Here is a 15,579-nt window from a genome sequence, read left to right on the forward strand (position 1 = left end):
CCTCAACGCCCCATCACTTCCAATGATCCGGCCCCAGGAACGGCAGGCTCAACACAAACACCGGAACCGCCACAGGAATCAACGCAGCGCCCAGCACCTTGCCGGCCGCCGTCCCAACACCCGGCTTGTCCTCCCTCTCCGGCAGGATCCGCTGCGCCCGCGCACTGATCGGCTGCGCCAGCTTCCCCTTCTCCGCCAACGCAGCAGCGTCCGGCAACTTCACCCGCTCGCCGTCGCCCTCGAACAGCGCGCTGTAGTAGCTGCCGCCCTTCTTTGAAAGATTGCAGGCCCGATCAAACGCCAGCGCATAACGGCTCCGGTCCTGCGGCAGGTAGTAGCGCGCCCGCTCATCCACATACTTCGCCTCGCGCGGGAGCACCTCAATCCGCTCCAGCTTGAACTGCGCGGCCTGTTCCGGCGTCACCTGCTCCGGCCGCAGCAGCAGCGCATAGCTGCCGTGCACCTTGGCCTTGTTGGCCGGGTCGCGCCAGTCCTCATGGAAGTACATCTGCGCGCAGGCCACCGCCTCGCGTAGCGGGCTGTCCATTAGCGCGCGGTACTCGCGGAACGGTGCAGCATTGAAGCGCATCGGTTCTTCAAAGCGCGGCAGCAGGTACAGCTGGCCATCGTCGGCCACGAACGCACCCGTGATCTCGCGGCTTGAAGCATGCTCCTCCGGACCACTGGCACAGCCAGACAGCAGGCCAAGGCACAGGGCGGAGAGAATGAAAAGAGACGTTCGCATGTCGTGTTCGAGGGCTTCCCTGGGAAAACGGCCCCGCCCGGAAGGACGAGGCCAGTCCGCCATGGTGCCACGGCACCGCATGCGATGCAGAGCCCGCCCTACTTCAACCGCTCCACCAACCGCTGCCCCACCTCCAACGCCGAAGCCGGGTTCTGCCCGGTAATCAGCTCGCGGTCCACCACCACATGCCCAGTCCACGGCGTAGCGTTGCTGCTGAACGTCGCACCCGCCCGCTGCAACGCGGTCTGCGGATAGAACTTCATCTCGCCACCACCCAACTGCGGTTTAGCCAGCGCCTCTTCCTGGTTGCTGATCACCGTCATCTGGTAGCCGCTGTAGATCCACTTCGGCATAGCCGGCGTCGCACCGCCCTCCAGCTTCGCCACGAAACCCGGAGCATCCGGCAGCGTGGACAGCAGCGCGATCGGCCCGTGGCAGACCAATGCGGTGGTCTTGTTGCGCTGGTGGAAGTCGGCCAGCAGCCGGCCCAGCGCCGGGCTCTTCAGCAGATCCTGCATCGGCGCGTGGCCACCGGGAATATAGACCGCATCGAAACGCGCATAGCCCTGCTGCTCGACGCGCGCCAGGCTGACCACGGGCGAGGCCGTCGAAGAGGTCAATGCCAGCTTCTCCAGCAGCTCCTTGTGCAGTTTCAGCTGCGCGGCATCGTTGCCGAAGTACGCCGGCATCACCGAGGACGCATCCACCGTCGGCGCCCGCCCCTGCGGCGTGGCGAAGGTCACCTCGTGGCCCGCGTCCAGCAGCAGCTTGACCGGCTGCATCAGCTCGTTGAGATAGAAGCCGGTGGACAGCACCTTGCCGTCCTTCAGGTCCAGGTGGTTTTCGTCGGACAGCACCACCAGCACGTTGGCGGCATGCGCGCCGCTGGCGGCCAGGGTCAGGGCCAGCGCTGCGGCCAGCCGGGTCATCAGGTTCATGGGGTAGCTCCTATCGGGGAATGGCCGCCACTTTATTCATCGCCCCAGCGGCGATAAATTGGCTCCATCGCAAAACATCTGTTCCCCGGAGAGCCAAATGAGCCGCAAGTTCGACTACCTGGGCGATGTGGAGGTGTTCCTGGCGGTGGTCGAGCATGGCTCGTTCACCGCCGGCGCCGTGGCGCTGTCCACCACGCCCTCGGTGCTGAGTCGCGCGGTCACCCGCCTGGAAGCGCGGCTGGGCCGGCAGCTGCTACAGCGGACCACCCGCCGCGTGGGCCTGACCGACGCCGGGCGGCTCTATCTGGAACAGGTGCGCACCGCCTTCGGCCTGCTGGACGACGCCGAGCGCGACGTACTGGCCCAGGACGGTGCGCTGGCCGGCCGCGTGCGCCTGAGCGTGCCCACCACCTATGGCCACTACCGGCTGCCGCCCGTGCTGGCGCGCTTTGCGCAGCAGTACCCGCAGGTGCAGGTGGAACTGAACATCACCAACCGCAACGTGGACCTGGTGGCCGAAGGCTTCGACCTGGCCATCCGCCTGGGCCAGCTGCCGGACAGCGGGCTGGTGGGGCGAAAGCTGGAAGACGCCCCGCTGCTGCTCGTGGCCGCGCCGGAGTACCTGCAGCGCCGCGGCACGCCGCAGACGCTGGACGACCTGCAACAGCACCTGTGCCTGCCGTTCGTGATGCCGCGTACCGGGCGATTGGCGCCGTGGATCTTCCGCGACGGCGGGCGCGACGTGGACTGGCTGCCGCGCTCGTCCATCGAGACTTCTGACGATGTGCTGGGCGTGGTGTCGCTGGCCGAACAGGGCATTGGCATCTGCCAGAGCTATGAGTTCATCGTGCGGGAGCGGTTGCAGCGTGGGCAGTTGGTGGAAGTGCTGCCGCAGCTGCGAGGGAGATCGCGGCCGTTCTCGGTGATCTACGCGCCGCATCGGCGGCAGTCGGCAGCGGCGCGGGCGATGATTGAGTTGTTGGTGGGGAATGCGAGCGCGGCTGAGGATCGAGTTGGTTGAGGCCGCGAAGTTCGCTGGCGATGTCGGGTTTGAACCGATTTTCGGGGTGTGCGGTCTGTCGGGTGCCACTGCCTGCCGAAGCAGACTAAGAACTGTTGCAAAGAAGGCTGTCGCGCTATTCGCTTGTGGCGTGGGCGATTGCGCCACCTTTATTCGCCATCAGCAGAGTAGCTGCGCGAATGCGTCTGCTGGCGTCGCGTGCTGCACGAAGGGTGCGTGCAACAATAGTTCTTCGCTCTCGGATTCCGCGATTCCTTCGCGAATTTCTATTGGTATTCGAAGCGGCGGCGTAAACACCATGACGTGCCACCGACAACGGGTGGCTCCGGGTCTGCAAACCCGCGATGAGCAACGACTGTTGTTTACGCTTGCCCGTCGGCACCGTCCTTAACCGGTGCCGGCGGGCAATCCGTCGGCCTATCTGGCGGGCGGTGCGTGGGGGTCTTCGGACCCACCGGTCATTCGTTGCTTCGTCCCGGTTTGCAGCCACGCATCGTCCGCCACCTCTTCACGGTGGCGCTGTTAAGCACAGCCACGGAAGCCGACGCCATGAACGAATCCGATACCTTCACCTCGTACACCGTTGTTGAGCCCATCAACGACGACACGCCCCTGCCCGACCTGAACTCCCTGCTTGGCATCCTCAAGCGCATGCGCGGCTGCGAGGGGGCTGATGGGCACCCTTGGCCGGAGAACGACGTGTCACCCGGTCGACGCGTGAGCTTGGCCAGGAGCGAGCGCGCAATGGTGGGGGCGCTCACGGTGTTGGAGCTGCTGCACGCGGCGGACCGCTGCCGGGTGGCAGCGGAGCCGGAGCGGCATTTGGATGAGGGGGTTGTAGATGGGCTGTTTCTGGCTTGCCGAGGGCTGGTTGAGTGGAGTTGTCATGAGGTGAGGCCGGAATGAGGCGGCATCCGCTCACAAGGCCCGAAACCAGCCCAATAGAGCTCGCGTCTGCTTCCTCGAAAACATCACATGAATGCGAATCAAGCATCCTCGTCGAAATAATCGCTATCCACGGATGGGACCCGAAGAATACGCGAGCTCACACCTACCTCATTGTCGATCATAAGACCAACCAATCGATTTCCATCGACGATCACAATGCCCTCAACAGAGCCAACGAAGTCAACAGCCTGAGGCGTGAAGCCAGACGTGGTTATGAAAACTCCGCGTTTGGCCTTCTGTCCGGCAAGCGCCCCATAGAAGGCCTGTAGCTCGGGCCTACCAACCGTGCTCTTCCAGCGCTTCGCCTGCACGTAGACCTTGTCCAGCCCGAGCTTATCCAGCGAGATCACGCCATCGATTCCACCATCTCCAGCTCCTCCGACGCGCAGCAAGTCAGAGCGGCTCGCGCCGTATCCCAGTCGATGCAGGATATCAAGAACGATGATTTCGAACCGTCCGGGAGAAACACGCAACAGGCAATCCAGAAGCTCAGCCGCTGTGGCCGATTTCAATTCAGCAAGTGCACTATCAAGTCGATCATCGGGGCTCAAAACGGGTGACCCATGGGTTAGCTCACTGGACTCAGGGGTATCTAGCACGGCAGCATCTACTGCGGATCGAAGCTTAACTGCGAGATAGCCAGTTGCAATTCTCCCAACCTCCTCATCGTCCAGCGGGAACGGATGATCGCCAACGTAGCTTCTCCCGGCCTCCGTCAACTGCCAAACCCCGCGCCTTGGGCTGGACGAAAGGCCAGCGCGCTTCAGCCGATCATGCGCCCAAGCCGCTCGATTCTTATAGACCTGCGCACCGCTATCCAACACCCGGAGCTTCTGCTCCTCAGTCAACCCTAAGGCATTGGAAGCGGCTTCATATGCCAAGGCGGCTGCAACGCCTGCGGGATTTCGCTCCAAGAAACGCAATACCGGATCGATGAACTTGTCGTAAGTTGGAATCGTCAATCTTGCTTCCTCCCCCTGTAGTTTGCAGCAACTATATCCTCATCCGGACAATGACCTGAAGATTCAGCTCGTGAGTGAACCTCTTTTGCAAGTGCCGGTGAGAATAGGCGTAAACCCTTGTCACAACAATCGAAGGCAGTCTTGCCCTTGCTCATGCGGAGCAAAGATGCAGCCTCCAACAGCCCCTCCTGTCCAAGATGGACGTAGATCGCGCCTCAGTAACGGTCTGGATCTTGGACTTCCAAGACTGATTCTCTACCTCTTCGCCTGGATAGCGGCCTGAAGTTGCTCGGTCACGCTATCGCCCTTCTCATCCTTCAACTGGGCCATGAGATAGACGCCGCGGCCATTGCTCTTCTTCGCCCACAGTTCCCCGATCATTCGCTTCTCCTTCTCGGAGTCTGCGGAGTAACGGTCACCGCCTTTGTATTCAACGACCAACATGCGCCCATCCCTAAGTCGGGCGACAAAATCCGGGTAGGTACGCTGCTTGGACGTCGGCATCCAGAACTGACTCTTGTCCACCAGGTTGCGAACCCAGAACTCCACCTCGTCAAGTTGATCAAGGGCCTGAGCACACAGGAACTCTTCACCGACCTTGCCGCCGGCGGTCTTCCACTGAAGATCACCCACGAAGGGGTAGTAGTGCTTGCGGAACCGGTAGGTGCCGCCCTGGTAATAGGAGTGCGCTGGATACTGAGCCATGTCCGCAGGATAGGTGAACATTGCATCAGGTTCGTCGCTGACCACGATCTCGGCGTTCGCACCGAACAAGGCCTGCTGGAACCCATCCTTGAGTGCCTCGGCCTTCGCGATCTGGAGCTGCTCGCCCAGCTTCCGCCGGAGAACGAACTGGCCATTGAGCAGCTGGGACAGTGAGAAGCCCCGATCTTCGGACAGCCCACTGATTGAGCGGCGCAACCACTCGCGAAGAACGGGCTGCTTCACGCCAGGGTCGCGGATCTTCTGATCCAGCCAACCCACCAAATCTGCTTGGTTTCTATCCTTCGCGAACCCTGGCAAGTAGGTATTCACGTCGTCATCGATCTTGGTGTAACTCACTTTCGAATCGACCAGATCCACCTCGAAAGTCCGGCTGTCGGCGTTGAACTTGAGACTCGAAAGATCCGGCGGGTAGGCGAGCAAATCCCAGGTGAATCCCAGAGGTGTGGCCCCGCTTTCCACGAGCTCCAGCTCGCCCTGCTCCATGACGCCGAGCCGAGGCACGCTGAACACTACGCCGTTCTGGCTGGGGGCTTTAACTGCCTTGGAGACTATCTGGTGCCGCTCGATGGTTGCGGCAACTTCCTCGCGCTCTTTGGTAGGGACCGCCTTCGTGATGGCCTCAACTGTGGAGTCGTCCACCTCACCGGTGATCTCGACCGAGCCCCCCTTCCCCTCCTCGCTCGGGGTAAAGATCACATTAGGCTGGTCCCGCACGGGGATACCGTTGAGGTCAGGCTGCTTGCTCACGTTAATAATCGTTTTCGGTGTCACTGTGGCTGGATTGACGTTGCCACCCTGCAGCGGTAGTCCAGGTCCGGGGGTGAGATCCGGCCGCACGGCAGCGACGGCCTCCAGCGGGTTGAACCCGATTTCGATGAGTGACTTGGTCAGCTCTGTGGCCGCCAGGTTGAAAGCTGGGGTAGTAACGTGCGCGTAGGCCTTGTTCATGGCCTCCTGCTTGCGACGGGTTGCATAGGGCATGCGCAGCACGCGGCCCAGCAACTGCTGGATGTCCTTTTCGCTCTTCACTTGAGCCACAGAGCAGAACACATAGGCGAAGGAGCAATCCCACCCTTCCTTGAGCGCTTGCTTCGTGATGATGACCTCAATGGAGCAGTCCTTGGCGAACAGATCCACGCCATCGATCTCACGCTGGTCCCCGGTCGCAATGGCAATGGCCTTCTCGGGCACTTTTTCATTGTCGACCAGATGCTTCTTGACCTCTTCCACCGTGGCCGTGCCCTTGGCGTTCTCGGCCTGAATCAGCAGAATGGGACGTATGTAGTCCGGCTCCCCCAATGCGGTCTTGCCCAGCTCGTTTCGGCGGGCGACGGCACTGCCGACAGCCACTTCCCATTGTCCAACGTGCTCTTTGAGCACAACCGGGAACTTGATCATATCCGCACCCTTGAGCTCAAAAGCGCTCACACTGACCAGCACGTTGCTCTTGCTGGCCTCGGGGGTGGCAGTCAACTCCACCACCACCTTGGCGCCCAAGCGCTCGTAGACCTGATACGACAGCGGCGTGTTTGCGTTGTGCGCTTCGTCGGTGATGACTAATGGGCCATGGAGCTTGAGTAGGTTGGCAAACGACGCCATGGCCTTGCCAGCCTTGTTTTGCTCCAAGTAGGGTAGATCGGAGACACTACCGGCGAAATGGGCTTCGAGATCCTCGTGATGCTCGTAGACCTTGCGACCTTCCTGGTTCTCAACCCGCAGCGCGGCCATGGTCGAGATGACCACGCATACCTTGGTCCCCAAGTCCGCTGGACGAATGTGGGTGAAATCCTCGACATCAAACACCGCCACCTTTCCGCCGAATGCCTCATCCAGTTCCTGGCGGTAGGGGTGACGCGGGTTCTTGAAGGCCTCTAGAGTCTGGGTTTTGATCTGCGTGGTGGGCACCATCCACATGACCAGCGGGAATTCACGCTCCAGGTAAGCGTCGCCTGCGGCCTGAATTATATGCGCACCCATTACCGTCTTGCCGCCGCCGGTGGGGATGCGAAGGCAGACGTAGGGCGAGGCTTCCATGCCCGGCATGGGCTTATAGTGGGTGACAAGGCCAGCGTCCACGTTCTTCTCAAACGCGGATGCGGGCCCTGTTAGCCGGGCGTTCTCCAGGAACTGGGCCAAGCTGGACAGCGCCCGCTGCTGATACACCTTGAGAGAAAGAGCCATGCTTAGCGTGCCTTGATGTCGTAGGGGGTCTGCTTGAAGGTAATTTGGAGCTCCTCCAGCCGCTCCCTCGGCAAGTCGCACGACTCGCCGAAGATCACCTTTGGACCTTCAAAAGGTTGAAGGCTCTTCAACACCCGCCTGGTCAGCACGTTGCCACCAGTCTTGCTTTCATCGCCCAATATCCCGTTGAACAGCAGGTAGTAGCCGATCCCGTGGTGTTCGCCTAGGAACGGCTGCTTGGGGGCCCGGGTGGAGCGAGCGCTGCCTGTTTCGGCGAACCAAACGTGTGCGGCCAAGTGCTCGAACTTGATGTCTCCGCGGATGTGGCCCTCGTCATCAAATACCGAAACTCCAAGTTTGTAGAAACGGAATCCACCACCGCCCTTCCAGTCCACCAAAGCCGAAATTCCGCCTTGTTCACCGTCTACCACCTTTGCTAGACGAGGTTGACAGCGAGTCCGGGCGTGCTCACCCATCTCGATTCCTATCCAGTTCCGGGCCAGCTTCTGGGCAACAGCGGCGGTGGTGCCTGAACCTAAGAAGCTGTCCAGCACGATATCGCCGGGCTGAGTTGTCATTTCGATAACACGCTTCAGCAGCGCCTCCGGCTTTGGTGTCGCGAAATGGTCGTCTCCAAATAGGGCAACCACCTCCTTCTTCGCATCTTGAGTATGGCCGACTTCCTCGTAGGGCCAGAAGGTCTGAGGAACGCGACCTTGCTTGACCTCCGAAAGGAATCGCTTGATGGCCGGAACGTTATTACCATCCTTGCCCCACCAAATCCGCCCATCCGCATCCAGCTCCCTCAATCGCGGCTCCGATACACGCCAGAACATTCCGTTCGGAGGTCCAGGAATGACACGTCCGGAGGGCGTGGTGATTTGGTAAGTTCCTGCGCCGTAGTAGTTCCGCGCAGAAAGATCCCCCGCCTTCCATGGGCCGCGACTGTCGCCATCTGGATTCTTATATGCCTTGTCTTGCTTTTCGGTCCGCGGCATAGGATTGGGCGCCCATTCCTCCGCATTCTTGGCATAGACGAAAAGGTAGTCGTGATCCACGGAAAAGTGCCTCGCCGAATTTTTGGGCGAGTAGATTTTCTGCCAGACTACGGTTGCAATGAAGTTGCTCCTCTTGAAAACCTCATCAGCGATGACTTTGAAATAGTGCGCCTCGTTGTCGTCCAGCGCGATCCATATCGCTCCATCTTCGCTAAGAAGCTCTTTCAGGAGCTCTAGCCGCGGATAGATCATCGACAGCCATTGGGCGTGCTCCAAGTTGTCGTCGTACTGTTCGAATGCACTCTTGGTGTTGTAAGGCGGGTCGATGAAGATGCACTTCACCTGCCCTGCGTAGTAAGGCAGCAGGGCCTTCAATGCATCCAGGTTGTCGCCTTCTATCAGCATGTTCGGAGAGTCGACCTCCCCATAGGACAGACTGGCCACCGGCTCCAGAAGGCGGTACGGCGTCAGGGCGGAACGGGTCAGGTCTTCATCACGGTCGGACCAGTTAAGCAGCGGCATCTAGTACATCCCCTCGAACAGGCCCCAAGTATCGTTCAGGAGCGCGTCTGGGCCAACGCTCTCGACCATCTTCGCCCGTAAGTGCCTGATTGGACGAGCCTTAGGGAGAGCAGGCTAGATCGGCTCCATGGACATGACTACTGTACGACTGGACCGCACGGATGCCCCCACCTCCTACTAGTAGTCAACGAGGCCGGCCTTCTTGCAATATCGGTAGCTGGAGAAGGAAGCTACAGCGTCGGTCGGGAACCCTCATAAGCACCCGGCGGCTAAGCAGCGCGTCCTGCCCCGCAGTAGAAGTACAGGCCGAGTGCGGGGTCATCAACCCCGCATTAATCCTTCACCAACGCAATCCACGAATTCCACGCAGCCACTGCCGATGTTGGGAACAGTGTGCCTGCCACAGCCCCCGCACTTGCGCCCAAACAAACAGACACCTGCTCTGCAAGCTTCAGTGCCACCGCACTGTAGCCTTCCACCCATTCAGAACGTGGATCGGCACACCACGCAAACAAGTCGTCCAGCTTCTCGGGCTCGAGTGGGTAAATCCAAGCCCGGGAAAATGCCAGTTTCTCCAGCTTTGAAAGGCCTCTACTGAACATTAGCGAGGAAACCGAGCTGCTGGAAATGGCCAATCTGTGCCTGCTCTGGAGCGCGACCGCTTCCTTGTATATTGTCCACATCCGCCCTTGGTCCTTGGAGACTCTGGTGACCGTTACCAGCAATGCAGCGCCAACCCGCCGCATCTCCTGCGCCGCAGACTCACTCAGAGTTCCTTGTGGAAAGCGAGCGGCGTACTGACGGAACGAAACGAGAGATTCAGCTGCCAATCTCTCCTCAGTCGCAACATCCGTCATCCTCTTTAGCAAATCTTGAATTTCATCAGCGGCAGCGAGCCGCATGTCTAGCCTCTTCGAAGCCATAAAGCTTCCCGCCGCCACGATACCGACAACGATGGTGACGACAGCCATCCATGAGTCTGGTTTTTGTATGAACACCTCAGCCACTTGAAGTGGGCTGAGCGGGACGACACCGAACTTTGGAGCAATGAAGTAGACGATCAAAAGCACAACCAGCCAAGTCTTTGTTGATTGGAAGACCCCGTAAAGCCAAGCGAAAATCATGGGGAGACCCAGCGCCACCCCTTTAGTCCACGCCCAAATAATGGCCTGCATATCAAGTCCTCATGCTGCGCTTGTTCTTAGCGCCATATTAAGTCGGTTAGCCTCACCACTGGGGATCATACTGCCACCTCGCGAGAAGTCAGAACATATTGAACTGCTGGCCCCATATAAATCCGGCTTGCATTTTGCTGAGGACCTCATCAAAGCGATGTGCGGCACTGTGTCATCCTGAAACTAAAAAGCCCGCATTTCTGCGGGCTTACGCGTATCAGGAGGTTCTCGATGCAAACCGATGCTTGACGTCAGATCACTCCCACTCAATAGTCGCCGGCGGCTTCCCCGAGATGTCATAGACAACCCTTGAAACCCCCCGCAACTCATTGATGATCCGGTTGCTCACCGTACCCAGGAACTCATACGGCAGGTGCGCCCAGTGCGCCGTCATGAAGTCGATCGTTTCCACGGCCCGCAGCGCAATCACCCACTCATAAGCGCGCGCATCGCCCACCACGCCCACCGACTTCACCGGCAGGAACACGGCAAACGCCTGGCTGGTCTTGCCGTACAGGTCCGCCTTGCGCAGCTCATCAATGAAGATGGCATCGGCCTTGGCCAGCAGCTCGGCGTATTCGCGCTTCACTTCGCCCAGGATACGCACGCCCAGGCCCGGGCCCGGGAACGGATGGCGGTAGACCATGGTGCGCGGCAGGCCGAGCTCGACGCCGAGGCGGCGCACTTCGTCCTTGAACAGCTCGCGCAGCGGTTCCACCAGGCCCAGCTTCATGTGCTCCGGCAGGCCGCCCACGTTGTGGTGGCTCTTGATCACATGCGCCTTGCCGGTCTTGCTGCCGGCCGACTCGATCACGTCCGGGTAGATGGTGCCCTGCGCCAGCCACTTGGCGTTCTTCAGCTTGTTCGACTCTTCGTCGAAGATCTCAACGAACAGGTTGCCGATGATCTTGCGCTTGGCTTCCGGGTCGCTCACGCCTTCCAGCGCGGTGAAGTAACGGTCGGCGGCATTCACGCGCACCACCTTTACGCCCATGTGCTCGGCGAACATCGCCATCACCTGGTCGCCTTCCTGCCAGCGCAGCAGGCCGGTATCCACGAACACGCAGGTCAGCTTTTCGCCGATGGCCTTGTGCAGCAGCGCAGCGACGACGGACGAATCGACGCCGCCGGACAGGCCCAGGATCACTTCGTCATCGCCCACCTGCTCGCGCACGCGGGCGATCTGGTCGTCGATGATGTTGGCGGCGGTCCACAGGGTCTGGCAACCGCACACATCCACCACGAAGCGGCGCAGCAGCGCCTGGCCCTGCAGGGTGTGGGTCACTTCCGGGTGGAACTGCACGCCGTACCAGCGCTTTTCTTCGTTGGCCATGGCGGCCACCGGAATGCGGTCGGTGGTGGCGGTGATGGTGAAGCCCGGCGGTGCAACGGAGACGTGGTCGCCGTGGCTCATCCAGACGTTCAGCTTCGGCTCGCCGCCGTGGTCGCTCAGGCCCTTGAACAGCGCATCCGGGTTGATCACGTTCACTTCAGCGTGGCCGAATTCGCGCTGGTCAGCGGCTTCGGTGGCACCGCCCAGCTGCGCAGCCAAGGTCTGCATGCCGTAGCAGATGCCGAAGATCGGCAGACCACTGTCGAACACTTCCTGCGGCGCGGCCGGGGCACCCGGCAGCGTGGTCGATTCCGGGCCACCGGACAGGATGATGCCCTTTGCGCCGAACGCGGCGATGTCGGCCGGGTTGTGGTCCCACGCCCAGATTTCGCAGTAGACGCCCAGCTCGCGGATGCGGCGGGCGATCAGCTGCGTGTACTGCGCGCCGAAATCGAGGATCAGGATCTTGTCGTTATGGATGTTGGTCATGGTGCCGTTCCAGTGGTGTTTTTCGCAGCGCCCGGCGCTTCAAGGCTCTGCGTCAGCGTGGCGATGAACGCCTCGCGTTGTTGAATATGTGAGGTGTCTTCCTCGTCCCAGCGCAGCATCAGCAGGCCGTGCGGTGCGTTGGGGTTGGAGCGGTCAGCGCGCGGCAACTCGGCGATCTCCTGCACTTCGGTGCCAGGCACGATGCGCCGTTGCAGCGCTGCCATCGAGAAGCCCGAATCCGCAGCGCCCCAGGACGCCCAGCGCACGCTCATCCGTGCGGGTTCCAGCGCGCCCAGCACCGGCGTCAATACCGGATCATCCGGGCCGTGCAGCAGCTCGGTAATGCATTGCAGGGTGACCTGCAGCGGACGCTCGCCGGTGCCCTTCAGCAGCCAGCGCTGTTCGCCAGCGGCCTGCACCTGCCAGCCCTTCGGGAGCGAGAACGCGTTCTGGCACGCCTGCACGTCCTGCATTTGCGAAACCGCCGCGCCCGGAGACCCGGAGCGCGGCGGCGGTTCGGACAACGAACAGCCTGCCATCAGCAGGCTGCCCGTAATCGCAAGAGCAGTTCGCAAGCGCATCAGGCGCGGTAGTTCGGCGGCTCTTTGGTGATCGTCACGTCGTGGACGTGGCTCTCACGCTGGCCGGCGCCGCTGATCTTCACGAACTTGGGCTTGCTGCGCATGTCTTCAATGGTGGCGCAGCCCACGTAGCCCATGGTGGCGCGCAGGCCGCCCATCAGCTGGTGGATGATGCCGCCCACCGGGCCGCGGTACGGCACACGACCTTCGATGCCTTCCGGCACCAGCTTGTCGGCGGTGGCGGCGTCCTGGAAGTAGCGGTCCTTGGACCCCTTTTCCATGGCGGCCAGCGAACCCATGCCGCGGTAGCTCTTGTACGAACGGCCCTGGTACAGCTCGGTCTCGCCCGGCGATTCCTCGGTACCGGCCAGCAGGCCACCGACCATGATGGTCGAGGCACCGGCGGCCAGCGCCTTGCCGATGTCGCCCGAGTAGCGGATGCCACCGTCGGCGATCAGCGGGATGCGGTCCTGCAGCGCTTCGGCCACCAGATCAATGGCGGTGACCTGCGGCACGCCGACGCCGGCAACGACGCGGGTGGTGCAGATCGAACCCGGGCCGATGCCGACCTTCACGGCGTCCGCGCCGCTGTCCAGCAGCGCCAGTGCGGCTTCGCCGGTGCAGATGTTGCCACCGATGACCTGCACGTGCGGGAAGTTCTTCTTGACCCAGCTGACGCGGTCCAGCACGCCCTGCGAGTGGCCGTGCGCGGTATCGACCACGATCACGTCCACGCCGGCGGCGACCAGCGCTTCCACGCGGCGATCGGTATCGCCACCCACGCCGACGGCAGCACCGACCAGCAGGCGGGTCGACAGATCCTTGGCAGCGTTCGGGAAGTCGGTGTTCTTCTGGATGTCCTTGACGGTGATCAGGCCACGCAGTTCGAACGAATCATTGACCACCAGCACCTTTTCGATGCGGTTGCGGTGCAGCAGCTGCAGCACTTCGTCGGACGCAGCGCCTTCCTTGACCGTGATCAGGCGATCCTTCTTGGTCATGATGTGGCGGACCGGATCGTCCAGCTCGGTCTCGAAGCGCATGTCGCGATGGGTCACGATGCCGGCCAGCAGGCCGTCGCTGCCCACCACCGGCACGCCGGAGATGTTGTGCGCCTGGGTCAGGGCCAGCACGTCGCGGATGGTGGTTTCCGGGCCGACGGTGATCGGGTCGCGGATGACACCGGCCTCGAACTTCTTGACCTTGGCCACTTCCGCGGCCTGCTGTTCCAGGCTGAGATTCTTGTGGATGATGCCCATGCCGCCGAGCTGGGCCATGGCGATGGCCAGGCGGGCTTCGGTGACGGTATCCATGGCTGCGGACAGGATCGGAAGCTTCAGCTTCAGGTCGCGAGTCAACCGCGTTTCGAGGTTGACGTCCTTGGGCAGGATGGTCGAATGGGCGGGGACGAGCGAGACGTCGTCGTAAGTGAGTGCTTCAGCCTGGATGCGCAGCATCGGCATACCCGAGATGTGGGGAAGCGCGACATTTTACCCTGTTTCTGGAGCCAAGAACAGCATTTTTTGGTAGCCAGAATTGGATTTCTGCGCGACACAGTGTCGCGCCAGCGGTGATCCGTTCAGGGCGCCCAAGCGCACCGGCTCTTGGTAGGTGCCAACCTTGGTTGGCACAAGCAGGGAGAGGCCTTCACCCCATCTGGGGCACAGGCGCCGGACGGTTCGTGCCAACCAAGGTTGGCACCTACCAACAGCCGGTCGTCGGCCTGCCTGTGGTGGGTGCGGACCGTTGGTCCGCACTCTCTCTCAGACACCAGTGCCCCAGCAGGAGCCCCACCCCTCTGGCATTGTGCCGACCAACGGTCGGCACCCACCAACGGCAGATCTCCCCAACAGCAGGTCAGCTCAGCGCTTCCGCGGCTTCCAGGGTGTTCTGCATCAACGTGGCCACGGTCATCGGGCCCACACCACCCGGCACCGGGGTGATCCAGCTCGCCCGCTGGGCGGCCGCTTCAAACCCCACGTCGCCCACCAACCGGCCGTCCTCCAGCCGGTTGATACCGACGTCGATCACCACAGCGCCCGGCTTCACCCACTCGCCCGGAACGATGCCCGGGCGGCCCACCGCCACCACCAGGATGTCGGCGTTGCGCACGGCCTGTTCCAGCACGTCCTTGGGGGTGAACTTATGGCAGCTGGTCACGGTGCAGCCGGCAATCAGCAGCTCCAGGCCCATCGGGCGACCGACGTGGTTGCTGACGCCCACGATGGTGGCGTTGCGGCCGCGCACCGGCTGGTCGGTGTGGCCCAGCAGCGTGGTGATGCCGCGCGGGGTGCACGGGCGCAGGCCGAACTCGCGCAGGGCCAGGTGGCCGACGTTTTCCGGGTGGAAGCCGTCCACGTCCTTGCGCGGGTCGATGCGCTGGATCAGCCGGCGCGCGTCGGGGATGCCCGGCAGCGGCAGCTGGATCAGGATGCCGTTGATCTTCGGATCGGCGTTGAGCTGGTCGATCAGGTCGAGCAGCTCGGCTTCGGTGGTACCGGCCGGCAGGTCGTAGTCATGTGCCTCGATGCCGACCTTCTCGGCGGCGCGGCGCTTGTTGCGCACGTACACGGTCGAGGCCGGGTCGCCACCCACCAGCACCACGGCCAGGCCCGGACGGCTGCCACCGGCGGCCACGCGGGCGTCGACGCGCACCTTCAGGCTGTCGAGCAGGTCCTCGGCGATACGGCGGCCATCGAGGATGCGGGCAGGAAGCTGGGAGGCGGAATCGGTCATCGGGAGCGGGCGTGGGGCGGCGGGGACGCTATTGTCCCCGATTCAGGCCCCCTCGCCCACCGCAGAATGGGGTCCTGATGGGGGCGGGTCCCTTTGCCGCAGGCAAAGGGCTCTGACCCCGGGGTTACGCAAATTGCCAACCTCCGGTAGTGGGGGGGGGGGGGGGGGGGGGGCGCGCCCGGCGCGGCCGGGGGGGGGGGGGGGGGGCGCCCCCGGGCCGCGCC

The 15,579-nt window shown here is 62.2% G+C and carries 12 protein-coding genes; 2 read left to right on the forward strand and 10 right to left on the reverse strand.

The genetic code is table 11. The features are described from left to right. Positions 1-13: 13 nt before the first annotated feature. Entirely contained in the window at positions 14-745 is a 732-nt protein-coding gene (locus tag V3B48_RS03640; protein ID WP_329893210.1) for a hypothetical protein, read from the reverse strand. Positions 746-843: 98 nt separating this feature from the next. Then, positions 844-1,683 carry a type 1 glutamine amidotransferase domain-containing protein gene (locus V3B48_RS03645; RefSeq protein ID WP_329893211.1) on the reverse strand — a complete coding sequence of 280 codons (840 nt, stop codon included), beginning with the start codon at positions 1,681-1,683 and terminating at the stop codon, positions 844-846. 97 nt (positions 1,684-1,780) lie between these two features. On the opposite strand from V3B48_RS03645, the gene V3B48_RS03650 reads away from it, so the two are divergent. Together V3B48_RS03650 and V3B48_RS03655 are read left to right on the forward strand one after the other, a co-directional pair. Next, on the forward strand, positions 1,781-2,704 hold the full coding sequence (locus V3B48_RS03650; RefSeq protein WP_329893212.1) for a LysR family transcriptional regulator: 924 nt from the start codon (positions 1,781-1,783) through the stop codon (positions 2,702-2,704). Positions 2,705-3,253: 549 nt separating this feature from the next. Beyond that, positions 3,254-3,610: a hypothetical protein gene (locus tag V3B48_RS03655; protein ID WP_329893213.1), complete on the forward strand. Its 357-nt coding sequence runs from the start codon at positions 3,254-3,256 to the stop codon at positions 3,608-3,610. 80 nt (positions 3,611-3,690) lie between these two features. Here V3B48_RS03655 and V3B48_RS03660 read toward each other — a convergent pair whose 3' ends face one another. The 8 genes from V3B48_RS03660 to folD all read right to left on the reverse strand — a co-directional run bounded on the left by V3B48_RS03660 (position 3,691) and on the right by folD (position 15,355). Further along, positions 3,691-4,614, reverse strand: a complete 924-nt coding sequence (locus V3B48_RS03660) for a restriction endonuclease (RefSeq protein WP_329893214.1) — start codon at positions 4,612-4,614, stop codon at positions 3,691-3,693. Positions 4,615-4,869: 255 nt separating this feature from the next. Further along, positions 4,870-7,521: a DEAD/DEAH box helicase family protein gene (locus V3B48_RS03665; RefSeq protein ID WP_329893215.1), complete on the reverse strand. Its 2,652-nt coding sequence runs from the start codon at positions 7,519-7,521 to the stop codon at positions 4,870-4,872. A gap of 2 nt (positions 7,522-7,523) precedes the next feature. Further along, positions 7,524-9,041, reverse strand: a complete 1,518-nt coding sequence (locus V3B48_RS03670; protein WP_329893216.1) for a site-specific DNA-methyltransferase — start codon at positions 9,039-9,041, stop codon at positions 7,524-7,526. Positions 9,042-9,373: 332 nt separating this feature from the next. After that, the gene (locus V3B48_RS03675; RefSeq protein ID WP_329893217.1) at positions 9,374-10,216 is read right to left on the reverse strand and encodes a hypothetical protein; all 843 of its coding nucleotides are present in this window, start codon (positions 10,214-10,216) and stop codon (positions 9,374-9,376) included. Between the two features lie 256 nt (positions 10,217-10,472). Next, positions 10,473-12,038, reverse strand: a complete 1,566-nt coding sequence (gene guaA / locus V3B48_RS03680) for a glutamine-hydrolyzing GMP synthase (RefSeq protein ID WP_329893218.1) — start codon at positions 12,036-12,038, stop codon at positions 10,473-10,475. Then, positions 12,035-12,511, reverse strand: coding sequence for a hypothetical protein (locus V3B48_RS03685; RefSeq protein ID WP_204260654.1), 477 nt, complete (start codon positions 12,509-12,511; stop codon positions 12,035-12,037). The genes guaA and V3B48_RS03685 overlap by 4 nt, the downstream gene beginning before the upstream one ends. A gap of 107 nt (positions 12,512-12,618) precedes the next feature. After that, the gene (guaB, locus tag V3B48_RS03690) at positions 12,619-14,076 is read right to left on the reverse strand and encodes an IMP dehydrogenase (protein WP_075676539.1); all 1,458 of its coding nucleotides are present in this window, start codon (positions 14,074-14,076) and stop codon (positions 12,619-12,621) included. Positions 14,077-14,476: 400 nt separating this feature from the next. Then, positions 14,477-15,355, reverse strand: a complete 879-nt coding sequence (gene folD, locus V3B48_RS03695; RefSeq protein WP_329893219.1) for a bifunctional methylenetetrahydrofolate dehydrogenase/methenyltetrahydrofolate cyclohydrolase FolD — start codon at positions 15,353-15,355, stop codon at positions 14,477-14,479. Positions 15,356-15,579 lie beyond the last annotated feature (224 nt).

It is taken from the genome of Stenotrophomonas sp. SMYL20 (assembly GCF_036320045.1).
In the GTDB taxonomy this organism is placed as follows: Bacteria; Pseudomonadota; Gammaproteobacteria; order Xanthomonadales; family Xanthomonadaceae; genus Stenotrophomonas; species Stenotrophomonas maltophilia_A.

Coding starts and splice junctions, on each gene's coding strand:
- V3B48_RS03640 (WP_329893210.1), bottom strand. CDS start 745: ATGCGAACGTCTCTTTTCATTCTCTCCGCCCTGTGCCTTGGCCTGCTG.
- V3B48_RS03645 (WP_329893211.1), bottom strand. CDS start 1,683: ATGAACCTGATGACCCGGCTGGCCGCAGCGCTGGCCCTGACCCTGGCC.
- V3B48_RS03650 (WP_329893212.1), top strand. CDS start 1,781: ATGAGCCGCAAGTTCGACTACCTGGGCGATGTGGAGGTGTTCCTGGCG.
- V3B48_RS03655 (WP_329893213.1), top strand. CDS start 3,254: ATGAACGAATCCGATACCTTCACCTCGTACACCGTTGTTGAGCCCATC.
- V3B48_RS03665 (WP_329893215.1), bottom strand. CDS start 7,521: ATGGCTCTTTCTCTCAAGGTGTATCAGCAGCGGGCGCTGTCCAGCTTG.
- V3B48_RS03670 (WP_329893216.1), bottom strand. CDS start 9,041: ATGCCGCTGCTTAACTGGTCCGACCGTGATGAAGACCTGACCCGTTCC.
- V3B48_RS03675 (WP_329893217.1), bottom strand. CDS start 10,216: ATGCAGGCCATTATTTGGGCGTGGACTAAAGGGGTGGCGCTGGGTCTC.
- guaA (WP_329893218.1), bottom strand. CDS start 12,038: ATGACCAACATCCATAACGACAAGATCCTGATCCTCGATTTCGGCGCG.
- V3B48_RS03685 (WP_204260654.1), bottom strand. CDS start 12,511: ATGCAGGACGTGCAGGCGTGCCAGAACGCGTTCTCGCTCCCGAAGGGC.
- guaB (WP_075676539.1), bottom strand. CDS start 14,076: ATGCTGCGCATCCAGGCTGAAGCACTCACTTACGACGACGTCTCGCTC.
- folD (WP_329893219.1), bottom strand. CDS start 15,355: ATGACCGATTCCGCCTCCCAGCTTCCTGCCCGCATCCTCGATGGCCGC.